Consider the following 13782-nt stretch of genomic DNA (forward strand, 5'->3'; position numbering starts at 1 on the left):
CTGGGTCGACCCGAGTGGCCGCATTCACGCCTTCGATCCCACGACCTTCGACGACTCCACGCTGACCGCTCGCGACGCCTCGGCCGCCGGGCTCTGGCCGGACAGTGTGCGCGAGCTCGCCGCCGCTCACGCGTTCAGCGACGCCGACCTGGGCCGGCTGTACCGCACCTCCTGGTCGAACCAGAAGACCTTCGAGCAGGCCGTGCTGGCCGAGGCCGCCGAACGGTCGGGACGGATGGCGACGGCCCACGCGGCGTTGCCCGGCCTGTTCGACCGGGCCGTGGGCGCCGCCGCCGCGTGGCGGGCGGTGATCGCCCGGATCACGCCCGAGCACGCGAGGGTGACCGCGAACACCACCGCGCCGCGGGGGGAGATCAACCGCATCAAGGCCGAGCTGACCACGCTGAAGGGACAGGAGAACCTCCTGAACCAGGCCAAGGAGCCGGACGCGGGCGCGTTGGCCTCGGTGCGCACGCGAATCTCGGCTCTGGAGGAGCGGCGGGTCGCGCAGCGCGCGCTGCTCACGCCGCACGAGCAGGCGCTCCGGCCACTCGACCGGTCCCTGGGCGAGGCGCGCCGGCGGGCCGGTGAGGCGGAGACCCTGCTCACCGAGCTGCGCGCCACGGGGCGGGGCACCCGGCGGGCGCCGTGGACGCGCCGGGAGGTGGAGCGGGCCGATCGGCGCCTGTGGGCCTCGGAGGGCCGCCTGGACCTGCGGCGGACCGACCTCGCGTACCGGCCCCGGGCCGCGCCGACGACACGCCAGGCGATCGACGATCTGCACCGCACGCTCGACACCGCCGGTCAGGGCGCGGTCGCGCTCGTCGTGACCACGGACGGCGCGGGTACCGGCGGGCGCTTCATCGTCGTGAACCACGGGTGGCTGAACCAGTGGTTCGAGTCCGAGACCGGGCTGCCGGTCGCGGCCCCGGAGAACGCCACGGGGTTGAGCTCGCTGGACCTGGGCGCCGACGGCATGCTGCTCCACCCGCCCGCCGAACTGGTCGCGTCGCCCGCGCGGACGCGGTCGTTCCGCGAGGTACGCGACCTGGCGCTCGCCACCGTCGCGCACCACCTGGACCCCGCCCTGGCCAGGCAGGCCGTACGGGACCCGAACGCGCGTGTGCGGTCCACGCTGTACCAGTCCGTGCTCGCGTTCGAGCACCGGATCACCGACCGGGGCCAGGTCGTGGCCGGGCTGACGGGGGCGCCGGCGCGGCGCATCGTGAGCCTGGCGACGGCGGAGCGCGGCGAGGTGCCGGCCGGCGCGCAGGTCTACCGCAACAGCGAGGGGCAGCACGGGATCGGACCGGACGGGCTGACCGTACGGGGCTGGACCAAGCTGGGCGCGCTCTCGGACTTCCGCCCGATGCTCTGGCTCATGGCGGGCGGGCCGAGGCGGGCCACCACCGTCCAGGACGTCGCACGCGACGGCCTCGGCGCGGCGGTGCGTTACCTGACCGGGTCCGCCCGGACACCGGAGGAGCGCGTCCGCGCGGCGTTCGGCGAGAACCCCGGAATGCTGGTCGAGTCGGTCGACCGGCTCCCGGCCGATCTGCCCGCCGACACGTGGATCTGGTTCTCCGGGCCGACCGGCACCGGGACGGCGCTCGCGACCGCTCACGGATACCGCATCTTCCTGTCCAGGGAGGGCGCCACCTTCGGTGTGTCACGCCGGAACCTGGTGGCGGCGCTGGAAGGTGAACACCACACCATCGTCATCGGGCGTACGCCGGTGGGCCGCGACGAACAGGCCCCGGCCTGGGGGCCGATCCGTACCACCAAGATCGTCGGCAGCGGTAAGTCCGCCGGTGTCGGAAAGACGGTCGGGGACACCAAGGGCAAGGGCGCGGAGACGCAGCTCACCAAGGGTAAGGAGGGAACCCTCCCGCCCGTACGGCTACGGAACGTCACCGTGGACAGCTTGTCGCTGGCGGATCCGCACCTGTACGTCAACGCGGCCGGACGGCACCGGATCGCCCGCGCCGACCTGGCCGAGGAGGGCTGGCACGGCCAGGGCGCGCTCGCCTCGTACGCACCCGTCTCGTGGCTGCTCCACACCGGACCGGCGCAGCCCACGACCGCGACCGGCGTCCTGCGGACCGCCCCGGAAGCGGCGATCGCGTTCCTCACCGAGGTCGCGGTGCTGGGAGAGCCGGTGGAGACGGTTCGCTCGATCCTGGCGGCGAACTTCGGGCGTCAGGCCGAGCGGACGGACACGCTTCCCGCGACGCTGCCCGCCGGCACGATGATCTACTTCACCGGCCCCGAGCACACGGGTGCCGCGGTGGTGCTGCGGGGCGGCCGTTACCGCCGGATGGACGCCGACGGCACGATCCGCGTCTCGGAGGACCGGGACGGCCTGGCGGACGTCGACGACGGCCGGCACACCTTCGTCCTCGCCAGGCCGGTCGCGAGTGCGAAGGGCAAGGGCCGGGCGCGGTACCCCGGCGACTCGTCCGTGGAGGACGCGGCGGAGAGGGCCCTGTTCGGGGAGGCGCTGACGTTCGACGAGAACCGCCTGCAGGCGGCCCTCCGCGCCCGCCACCTCGAGGAGATCGACGTTCCCGCGGACCGGAACTGTTTCTACACCAGCATGATCGTCATCGCCGGGCGGTACCTGGAGCGGCACATTCCCGGCGTGCGTCGTGCCGTCACCCGCAGGGAAGCGGTGCAGGCGCTGCGAGAGTGGCTGGCGGACCGGCTGGAGGCCGACTTCGCGGTGGGGGCCGCGGGCCTGCCGTCGCGGTACGCGAACTTCTTCCACGTGGCCGATGACGGGACGACGATCCAGGAACAGCAGGCCCGGCTGGTGGACCAGATCAGGCGGATGGACTCCTGGCGCAACGAGGCGGGTGACCTCGTCGCGCACCTGGCCGGGTACGAACTCGGCCTGCGTCTCACGCTCATCCAGGACCGTTACGTCACCACGCTCGGCCCGGACGGGGGAGCCGAGCTCAGCTTCATCCGCCGGCCCGGCCATTTCCAGGGGACACGGAGCACGCGCCCCGACGCGCCGCTGGTCAGCAGGGCGCGCTCCGTCCCGGTGCCGGAGACGTCCGTCGCCACGGCCCGTGAGCAGTTCGAGCGCCATGTCGGATGGCTGGACCGGCGGCAGGCGCGCGCGGTCGCCGACCTGAACGCGATCGCGCGCGGGCTCGCCCCGCATGCCGCCCGCGATCTCAACATCCAGGTCGGCCAGATCGTCGCCCGCTTCCGCCGTGGGTTCGCGGAGAACGGCCTGCGTGACACGCCGGCGCACGTGCGGGCACAGGAACGGCTCGACATCATGGGCCGCGAGGCCAGGACGCTGGAGAACCTGCTCCGCGCGTACGGCGGGCCGCAGCGACCGGCCTCCTCGGCCCAGCCGGCGCCGGCCCAGGGCGCGCTGCCCGGCACCCCGGTGCCGGACCGCTTCGTCGCGGCCGTCAACGCGCGGCTGCTCGGCTTCGGCGGGCGCTGGCTCGGCGGCGAGGTCGACCGCGGACAGATCGAGGAGGCGCTGCGCGACCTGCCTCAGGACACGAGCCCCCGATACCTGGTCACCGCCGTCGCCCATCTGATGGTCGAGGGCGTGGTCCCCCCGCCGCCGGCCGAGAGCCATGCCGAGGGCGGCGATCACGAGACGGAGAACGGTAACGGAGACGAGCACGAGACCGTCAATGTGACCTCGAGCGTCACGTTGACCACGAGCGCGGGCGGGTCGGGCGCGATCGGCATGTCGTTCGCCGCACCGCCCGGGGAGGTCATCCGGTACCACTGGACCAAGCTGAAGGGCCGGCTGAGGCGGGTCGGTGACCGTGGATCCTCCGCGTGGGGAGCCGTGGGCCGGTCGGTGCGATCCGAACTGTCGACGACCACTCCGGCCGGTCCCACGGCTCCCGAGCCGCCGCCCGTGGTGTCGCCGTCTCCCCGCGCGTCCTCTCCGGTGGAGGAGCTCGGTACCGGGCCGGATTCGGTTCCCTCCCCTGCGGAGGAGTCGGCGCGGCTGGCGGCGATGCCGGCCGAAGCGCGCGAGTCGGAGCTGGCGTTCATGCCGGCGGCGGACCGCGAGCGGCTGGCGTCCGACCCGGACTTCGTCCGCGGCCTCCGCGACGCCCTGTCCCGTACGGAGTTCGCGTCCGCCGTGGCGCAGCTGATGATCCAGATGCCGCCGGAGGTCGAACGGCCGGTGACGGCACGGCATCGGCTGCAGGCGCTGCTCACCCCGATGCTGCACGATCCCAAGGTGGCGGAACAGCTGATCCTCGCCGGCTCGCGAGTGATCGTCCTGCCGAGGGGCGAGCGGCTGACGTCCCTCGCGCCGTGGCGTCACCTGGCCGGCAAGGCGGTCCACGGACCGGCGGTCCGGGTCTGGGACGACGTGCGCGGAGCCGGTGGCAGCGTCCAGAAGACGGTCGCGGTCCCGGAGGAGAACCTCCTCGGGGAGACGGCCCTGATCGGGGACTGGTTCATGGCGGAGGGCTATTCCACCGCCACGCACGAGTTCGCGCACCTCATCCACCACCATGCTTTGACCGCCGAAGATCGGTTGCTCATCACGCAGGCGTTCACCGCGAAGGCACGCGCGGACTCCTTCAACCGTCCCGTGGAGTGGCCGGACGGTCCGCGGACGAACCCGGAGCGCCCCGGCCGGATCAACTATTCGGCCCAGGACGAGGACGAGTACTTCGCGCAGGTGACCAACGCCTACCTCGGCCTGAACGCCGGGCCCGACCCGTTCACCGGGCTGGAGCGTCACAACGGCGCGGCTTGGGCCCGCGTGCAGGAGATCCTCCTGCTGCCCCTGCTGGAGCGCCTCTACGGACAAAACCCCCAGATCACCGAGCGCGCCAACCCCGTCACCGAGACGCAGGCCGAGAACGAGGCATACGACGCTCAACGTGAGTTCTGGGCCGGGCAGGAGATCCCGGCCGTCGACGCCGCGCTGGAGACGCGGTTGCGCAACGATGCCGGTGCGACGCTCCCGCCGGCCCGGCCACGCTGGCACGACGTTCACTCGTCGGACGGACGCGAGGTCGGACAGGCGTTCTTCGACGACGCGGGCTGGCGGCTGCGCTCGCCGTTCTACGGCGACCTGGCGAAGGCGGAGTTCCGCTCCTGGTCGGGCAGACCGGGCCAGGAGGTCAGCGCGCCGCTGGAGGTGCCGCTCGGCGACCGGAGCGGGGTGTACGTGCTCGCCGGGCACGGGTCGGAGCTGCGTGACCTGCCACGTCTCACCACGCTCACCGCAAAGGAGATCGTGCGGCGGGGCTTCACGACCCTCCTGCTCGTCCGCTGCGCCACCGTCACGGCGGAGGCACCGTCGGCGGGGCTGCGGGACGTCGCACGGGACACGGGCCTGACCATCGTCGAGGAGACCGGCGCGGTCGCGGCGACGCCCGGTGTGATCAACCTCCTGCCGGACGCCGACGGGCGGCCCACCCAGGTGCGGGTCCACCGCCCCGACGGGACCGTCGACCACTACGGCGTCACGCCGGAAGACGCGTCCGCGCCTTCCCTGGTGGAGCTGCCGGTCGAGCCGGAGGCGGGCGAACCGCTCGGGCGGGCGCTCGCGCGGGCACTGGACCGCGACCCGTCCCTCCTGCCGGACACCGTCGAGGGCACCGGGAACACGGCCACCCGCTACGACCGGCTCCTCGCGGCGCTGGCGGAGGAGGACCTGCCCGCCGCCGAGTCGTTCGGCGACCTCGCCCGGGAGGTCGATGTCCACGATCTCGAACGCGCCGGCGTGGTCCTGACATCCGTGCAGCGGACCCAGGCGGTCCTGCGAGGAGGCCGGCTGCCGCTCGCGACACTGGAACTCACTCGCGTCCAGTCGCTGCGGCTGGCCCTGGAGACCGAACCCGCCACCGCGCCGCCGCAGGCGGAGCTGGCGGTGGTCCTCACCACCGCCGTCCGGCCGCTGGGCATCAAGATCGTTTTTGGGGACACGCTCGCCGAGCCGCTCCGGACCGAGGAATCCCCGGCCCCGGGCGCCGCCGCGATCACGCCGCACCCGGACGAGACCTACCGGCGTCAGGTCCACACCGGCGACGGGCGGGACGTCGGCGACGCCTACTTCGGCGACGAGAACCGGCCCGTACGGCCGGGGTTCTACGACGGCCTGCCGAAGGCCGCGTTCCGGTCCTGGTCGGACCTGCAGGGCCGGCCGGACGGGGATCCGGGGAAGGCGACGGCCCCCGAGCCGGCCGGCGCCGCGAGTCAGGTCAGGACCAGGGCACGGGAGCTGGCCGGGCGGGACGTCCCGACCCTCCACCTGCAGCGCTCCGCCCCCGAGGCCGAGTCGGACGTCGGCGCCCCGCGTCAGGTGTCCCGTGACCTGAATGGGATCCACCCCCTGCCGGACGCCGACCGGCCCGGCGGCGCCGTCACGCGTACCGAGGAGATCGAGGCCGAGAACGGCCAGGTCGAGGAGCGGAACGGCCACGACGAGGGCCGGGCGCGCCCGGCCGTCCCGCCGCCGCGGGACTCCGCGTGGCACGCCGACATCGTCCTGCACGAGGTCCGTGACGAGCACGGGAGGTTCGGCGGTCTCGCCTCGTACGGCCCGAAGGACATGGAGGCCCGCGCCGGCGCCCTCGCACGTGCCTCCTCGCTGAAGACCTACACGGCCTGGCACGTCGACGCCGAGGGCAAGACCGTGCCGACCACGCGGCCCATGCCGAGCGGTGAGAAGACCTTCCACTGGTTCTCCCACGGCGCCGCCGGCCGGGTCACCGCTGCGACACACGACGGTGGCACCCGACCGATGGACGGTGACGACCTCGTCGACCTGATCGAGAACCGCCTGGGGGACGCCACCGACATCGTGGTGTGGTCCTGCCAGACCGAGACGGCCGTCGACCGCCGCGCCACTCTCGAACTCGCCACCCGCTTGAGCGAGCGGACCCGCCGCCGCGCGCACGTGCCCGAGTGGGAGACCGCGCTCGACCGCGACCCGGAGACGGAGAACGCGAGCGCCCACACGTACGCCGACCCGGCGGGCGGGGAGACCGGCTGGACCTCCGTGTCGCCGCGTCCCGCGACCTCGTCGGAGCCCGGAGGCGTGCTCGTCGAGCTGCCGGTGCTGCCCGGAGAGGGCGAGACGTTCGGCAGCGCGCTGGCGCGGGCCCTGGACCGGAGCGGGACGCCGTTGCCCGAGCCGGGCGGCGCCACCCCGTACGACCGGTTCTTCGCCGCGCTGACCGAGGACGACCTGCCCGAGTCCGCGCCGCTCGCCGAGGAGTCGGCGCTGGTCGGCATCGATGTCCTCCGGCAGGCCGGGATCACGCTGTCCGCCGGGATCCAGGCGCAGGCGATCCTTCAGCAGGGCCGGCTCTCGATCGGGTCGCTGAACCTCGACCGCGTGCAACGGCTCCGGCTCGCGATGGAGATGGAGTCGGCGGCCTCGGCGGAGATGTGGGCGGCGATGACGACCGCTCTGGAGGCCGCCGCCTTCCGCCTGGGCCTGCGGATCGTCCTCGGCGAGCCGGTGAGCGCCGGGAACCACCGGCCCGTCCTGCCCTCGCCGGAACTCCGCAACGCCGCGGTCGCCGGGAGGCGCGTGCGGTGGGCGGACGAGGACGGCGCGGACCTGGCGACCGACCTCGGCCCCGAGGTCGTCCGCGAGACCATCGAGGAGCCGGAGCCCGCCGAGCGGCGGAGCCCGTGGTACCTGGAGTTCGACGCGCTCGGCGAGGCGTCCGTACGCGGGGTGGACCGGTGGCCGGAGGAGGAGGTCCAGCTCTGGGCCCACCACGTCGCGAGCGGCTCCCGGCGCACGGGCGACACCTCGGAGCTGAGCACCGGCATCCAGAGCGGACTGCGGAAGATGCTGCGGACCGCCGACCCGGCCGGATGGGACACGCTGCTCCAGCGCGGGCACCTGTTCGTGGCCGACGGCCGTCTCGTGTGGCTGCGGCCCGTGCTGCGCGACGTGACGGTCGGAACGCAGCCGACGGGGACGGTCCGCGAGTACGACGTGTCCTTCGCCTCGATGGCGGCCGGGGGGAAGAAGGAACGCGAGGTCTGGGCCGGGCTGGACGGCACGCTGCTGACGTTCTTCTCCCTCGGCCTGAAGACGGTCTCGGCGCTCATCCCCGGTGTACCGGCGCTGGGCATGGGCTCCGCGGACAAGCGGGGGGAGGAGTGGGAGGTCCAGGTCATCGCGGGGCGCAAGCTGTTCGTGGGCGGGTTCGCGCGCTTCCGAGCCGGCCTCGCGGTGCGGGTGTTCGTGGACGGGCGGGAGCGCCCGAACGACGCCGTGCTCCCCGCGCGGTTCGACCTCGACCTGCCGAACGAGCTCACCACGCCGGACGCGCCGCGGCCGAAGACGACGGCGCGGACGGTCGGCGAGACGAGGACGGGACGGCGGCCCTCACAGTCCGCGGAGTCGCTCAACGCGGTCGACCTGATCCCGACCGTCGCGGAGCTGCAGAGACGGCTCCTCGACGCCGGGCTGCCGGCCGGGTCGGTGCTGACCGTGATGGGCGAGGCGCTGGAGCACCTGACCGAGAAGTCGGCGCGCAACCGCAGCCGGCTGCTGCTCAGCAGCGGTGTCCCGACGAAGAAGGTCAAGGTGCCGGCGGGCCGTGTGAGCTCCTTCGAGGGGCACTTCCTCATCAGCGCGGACATCGAGACGCTGCAGTACTTCGGCGACGGCGAGGTGAGCGTACGTGAGGACACCGGCAGCGGCCTGACGGACAAGCCGGGGCGGGGCAAGGACAGCGCGGCGTCCCTGGGGTTCGGCTTCAACGCGGCCGGGCTCACCCATCCCGACCACCACGACGACGCCGGCAAGGGGTTCGCGCACGGGCCGGGACTCACGCTCGGCTTCTCACGCGCCGCGGGTCACGGGATGGCCGAGCAGGCCCTCGGCCACACCGTTCTCAACCGGAAGATGACGCAGGCCCGCTACCGGTCCGGGCTGCGGGTGAGCGTCGACATCCGCTCGACCACGCACGACATCCCGCGCGTCTCCGGCGTCGCCGAGTCCGAGGTCGGGGTGCCCAAGGGCGAGGCGGCCGACTTCGAACGCCGGCTGACCGGCTCCGTGCATCCGGCCGGGGGCGCGTTCACGCAGCACCGGGTGCGGACGCTGCTGCGTTCGCCGTACGGGGCCGTGCCCGAGGAGGCGTACCGCCGGCCGCCGCGCCTCGGCCGCGCGATGCCCGTGAACCCCGCCGACGCCGAATCGCTCGCCCTCGCGTCGCGCCGGGGTCTCGGCTTCGGCACGGCCGCCACGCTGCCCGGCGCCGAGCTCGTGCACGAGCAGCTCCGTACGGTCATGGAGCGACGGCACGACACGCTGTCGAAGGGCGCGAAGGCCGATTGGTCCGAGGCGGACCTGCAACTGGCCGCCTGGTTCAGCCGGCCGGCGCTGGAGGCGGACCCGTCGACCACGATCGCCGGGATCGAACGCACCGTACGTGTCGGCGGCCGGGACTACCGCCTGGCCGCCAGGGCGTACGTGATGGAGCGGCTGAAGCGCGCCGGCACCACCTACTCCCTGACCGTCAACCTCCGGGCGCTGGCGGCCGCGTCCTCGAACGGGCACCGCGCGACGGAGCTGGGCATCCGGCTGGGGGCCGGGCTCGGCGCGCGGGTCACGGCGTTCTCGTGGCTGCGGTTCGCGCTCGGCGCGGTCGGCCTGCAGGGCGGCTACTCCTACTCGCCCAAGCGCCAGCTGACCGGAGGCGTGAAGTCCTACCGCCGTACCGAGACGACCGGTGAGGTGGACGAGCACCCGTACAACGTGATCTACGGGCTGTCGGTGCGGTCGCCCGGCGGGCGGACCGACATCTGGTGGATCGACCGGCGCGGCGACGTCACCGGCCGGTTCGTGCTGCCCCGCGAGCACCGCCCGGCGATACCGCCGACGCCGGAGCAGATCGCGGCGGCGCGGCAGACCTCCGAGTCGGGGCTGTGGCCGCAGGGCACGGGCGTCGCCCTCACGCGCGGAGTCTCGGGCCTGTACCCGGCGTTCTTCGTCCTGCCGGAGCTGTGGCGGCTGGCGGCACGCATGTACGCGCGGGCGAACGACCTGCCGGACGCCTGGCTGGAGGATTCGGGCGAATGGCCTGAGGCCATCAAGAACGCGACGCGTCCGGGTGGACTCGCCGCCCACTTCGCGCCCCTGACGAGCCGGACCGGGCGGTACGTCGCGCTGCCGCGGGGCAAGGACGGCCGTAAGCAGGCGCTGCGCATCCGGCTGCGCGGTTACCGGCCGCGTCACCTGTACGCGGGCGACGCCACCGAGATCGAGCAGTACGCCCAGAGCAACGCCGCGTACAAGGACGAGACCAAGCACACCTGGGAGGCCGGGCCGACGTTCTCGGCGGGGCCGCAGTTCCGCCTGGGAGGCGAGGCGGACGCCCCTCACTCGCTGAGCCCGGAGGACGGCGACTTCGGCGGCCACTCGCCGGAGAGCGAGCAGAACACCGGGCCGGGCGGGCGGATCCAGCTCACCGTGCACGGTGAGGCGCGCTGGGAGCACAAGAGCCAGCGCGGCCGGGAGCAGGGCCCGGTGGACATCACCCGCGCGACGTACGGCGGGCGGACGCACACGTACCGGATGGACCCGGTCTTCGAGGTGACCCTCATCCGCTGGAAGGGCGACTCGGTCACCTGGCAGTCGCGTCACCTGCGCGCGACGGACGCGCTCGACGTCGTGGTCCCCGAGCGGCGGATCTTCGACCTCGGGCTGACCGCGCCCGGCGTGACGCCACCGGTTCCGCGCCCCCCGGCGCGTCACGTGCCGCCCGGCCTGCTGCCGGGCATGTCGTACCCGGAGACGATGGACGCCGAGGACGTCCTGCCCCGGATCGAGAGCTGGTTGCGCGACGAGAAGGTGCTGCGTCCGCTGCCCGGCCACGGCGACCGGCCGAACCTGGTGACACGGGAGCTGGAGGGGGCCTACTCCTCCGACGCGTTGCGCAACCAGTTCGTCGCGCTCACCGGCTCGGGGGTGATCCGCTGGATCCCGCTGCCGCGGGCTTTCGGCGCCGTTCGTTACGTGTGGGTCCGGGTCACCGCGCGCGTCGCCGCCGCCGACGAGCAACTGGCGCGGCCCGAGGTGAAGCTGACACTGCGGGACGAGGGGCAGCGGAAGAAGACCGTCACGAAGTCGTCGGGCTCCGGTTACGGGGGCGGTTTCAACCTGCGGACCCGCGCCGGGAAGGAAGGGCACGAGGGCGACCACGGCGGGATCGAGGGGAGCGGCGGGTTCAACCGGTCCTCCGCCCGTGGCGTGGAGAAGACCGGGAAGACGCTGGAGATCTACCGCGCGGGTACGCGGGAAGGCTCGCAGGAGTACCGGCACCGGCTGGCGTTCCGCATCGAGATGGGGCTGAGCGGTGAGCTCCCGGAGATCCTCAACGTGCCGGCGCGCGGCCTCCGGCTCACCGCCGTCGGCCTCGGCCGTCTGACGCGCGCCCGGAGCCTCGGCAGGCTCTGGTACTCCCACGGGATCTTCCTCCGGCACCACGTCGTCGAGCCCGGTCCGGGCGGCGTGACGGGCCGGGTCCGGCTCCTCGTCCCCGACCACGTCGCTCTCCTGGACACGCCACCCGACGGGCTCGAACCCGTGCTCGGGAAGAACCCGGCCTGGGACACCCGCCCGCTCTGGGACGGGCGCGACGCGGCGGCGGTCGCCACGCTCGTGGAGAACCTCCACCCGTGGGGCGTCCCGTTCGCGGACGCGGTGCAGCGGTGGGCCGGGGTGCCCTCCTCGCCGTTCGGCCGGCCGAAGAACCTGAACACACCGGGCGCCTGGCTCGTCCCGGGCCTGGACTTCACCACCTGGCCGGGCCTGCGGTACCTCCACTTCACCGGGCAGAACACCATCCGGCCCGACATCAAGGACGTGCTGCGGAACGCGTACGAGGTGCCGGTCGGCGGCCGGAAGACGATCGTCGGCGCGGAGATCGTGGCCGCGGAGGTGATCGGCCCGGTCGACGGGACGAGCTTCAAGGGCCGCAACTACACCCAGGAGTCGGAGGCGGACAAGGACACCTCCGAGCACTCCGGAGGGTTCCACCTCTCCTTCGGCCCCGAGGCCGGCGGCGAGATGGGCCCGGCCAGGGCGCTGGGCATCGGCGGTTTCGAGTACGCGCGCGAGCACGCCGAGGAGCTGTCCGGCGAGCTGGGCGGGACCGAGGAGAAGAACAAGGAGGCCACCCGCAGGTACCGGCACTACCGGTTCGCCGTCGACCTCCTCATGAGCGGGCACCACGGCACCCTGCGCGTGCGCGCGCCCCGCGGCCTGTACGGGATGCTCCCGCTCGAGGAGAACCCCGTGGGCGTGTACCGCCTGGCCGGCGGCCTGGAGGAGTCACTGCCCGACCTGTTCGCCCGGCCCCGCCGCCACGACGCCGAACACCCCGGCTGGCACGACGACATCGTGCTGCACCAGGTGCGCGACGAGGACGGGCGGTTCCACGGCCTGGCCTCCTACCGGGCGACGGACCTGGCCGCGCGCGGGCCCTCGCTGTCCGGCGCGGGTTCGCTCACCTCCTACACGGCCTGGCGCACCGGTACGGACGGCGCGCCGGCGCCGGTCGCGCGTCCGCTGCCCACCAGGTCCGGCGTCACCGCCTTCCACTGGTTCTCCCACGGCCGGGCGGGCAAGGCCGTCGCGGCCGTGCACGGCGCGGACGGCCGGTCACTGGACGGCGACGAGTTCGTCGATCTGGTCGGAAACTGGCTGGACGGGTTCTCCGACATCGTGGTGTGGCCGTGCCAGAGCGGCCCGGCCGTGAACCGGCCCGCCACGTTGGCGTTCGCCTCTCGTGTCGGCGAGCTGACGGGACGCCGCGTTCATCTGCCCGAGTGGGAGACCGCCCTCGACCGCGACCGGTCGACCGGGGACGTGAGCGCCCATACATTTCCCGATCCGGACGGCGGCGAGACCGGCTGGATCTCCGTGGCACCCCGGTCCCTGCCCCCGGCCGAAGGCAGCGGTGTCCTGGTCGAGGTGCCGGTCCTTCCCGAAGACAACGAGCCGCTCGGCCGGACGCTCGCGCGGGCCCTGGACCGGGGGGCCGCGCTCCTGGCGGACCGGGGCGGTTCGGCGGCGACTCCGTACGAGCGGCTCCTCGCGGGCCTGAAAGAGGAGGACCTTCCCGTCTCCGCTCCGCTCGCCGACGAGGCGGCACAGGTGCGCCTCGACGACCTCGAACGCGCGGGGATCACTGTGCCGGAGGACCGGAGCGCGCGGACGGTCGGTTCGCTGGGGCTCGATCGCCTGCAGCGGTTCCGGCTGGCGCTGGAGACCACGCGGGCGACCGCGGAATCGATGGCGGAGGTCGTCGGGCTGCTGGACGCCGCCGCCGGGCGGCTGGGCGTACGGCTCGTCCCCGGCCGTGCCGTCGACGCCGGAAGCGCCCGGCAGGTCCGGCCCGGCCCGGACCTGCGCAACGCGGCGACGGGCGGGCTTGTCGAGGCCGGTCTGCGGAGGCTCTTCTTCGGGGATCCGGCCTGGACGACGCCCGGTCTCCTCACGGGCTCACCGTACGGTTCCGGCCTGCTCGCCGGCGGCTTGCCGGGGCTGCTGCGCGGCAGGAATCCGATCTTCGTCCGGCCGGCGGCCGTGGCACACGAGCACCGCGTTAGCGGTACATGACATGGCCATGACAATCAAGATAAATGGACTCACGCAGGGTCGACAGTGCATATCCCCATTGGTAGCTTCAAAAGTGATCTTCATTGACGAAAGCGAAGGTCAGCCGCTATGCGGCGGACCGCGACTGGACCGTTGTACTCATCAGAGCGTCTAGCCGCCCAGCCGCCGCGTCGGGCGGG

Annotated in this window: 1 protein-coding gene (running past one end of the window); it reads left to right on the forward strand. The window is 73.5% G+C overall.

All coding sequences use genetic code 11. The annotated features are described in order from the left end of the window. A protein-coding gene (locus tag QWU11_RS19690; RefSeq protein WP_290115243.1) for a phospholipase D-like domain-containing protein crosses the window boundary here: on the forward strand, positions 1 to 13603 show its end. The gene continues 42680 nt to the left of window position 1, outside the view; the window shows 13603 of its 56283 coding nt (coding positions 42681-56283); its start codon lies beyond the left edge, outside the window; its stop codon occupies positions 13601 to 13603. The last annotated feature ends 179 nt before the right edge of the window (positions 13604 to 13782 follow it).

It is taken from the genome of Actinomadura sp. DC4 (assembly GCF_030406325.1).
Taxonomy (GTDB): domain Bacteria; phylum Actinomycetota; class Actinomycetes; order Streptosporangiales; family Streptosporangiaceae; genus Actinoallomurus.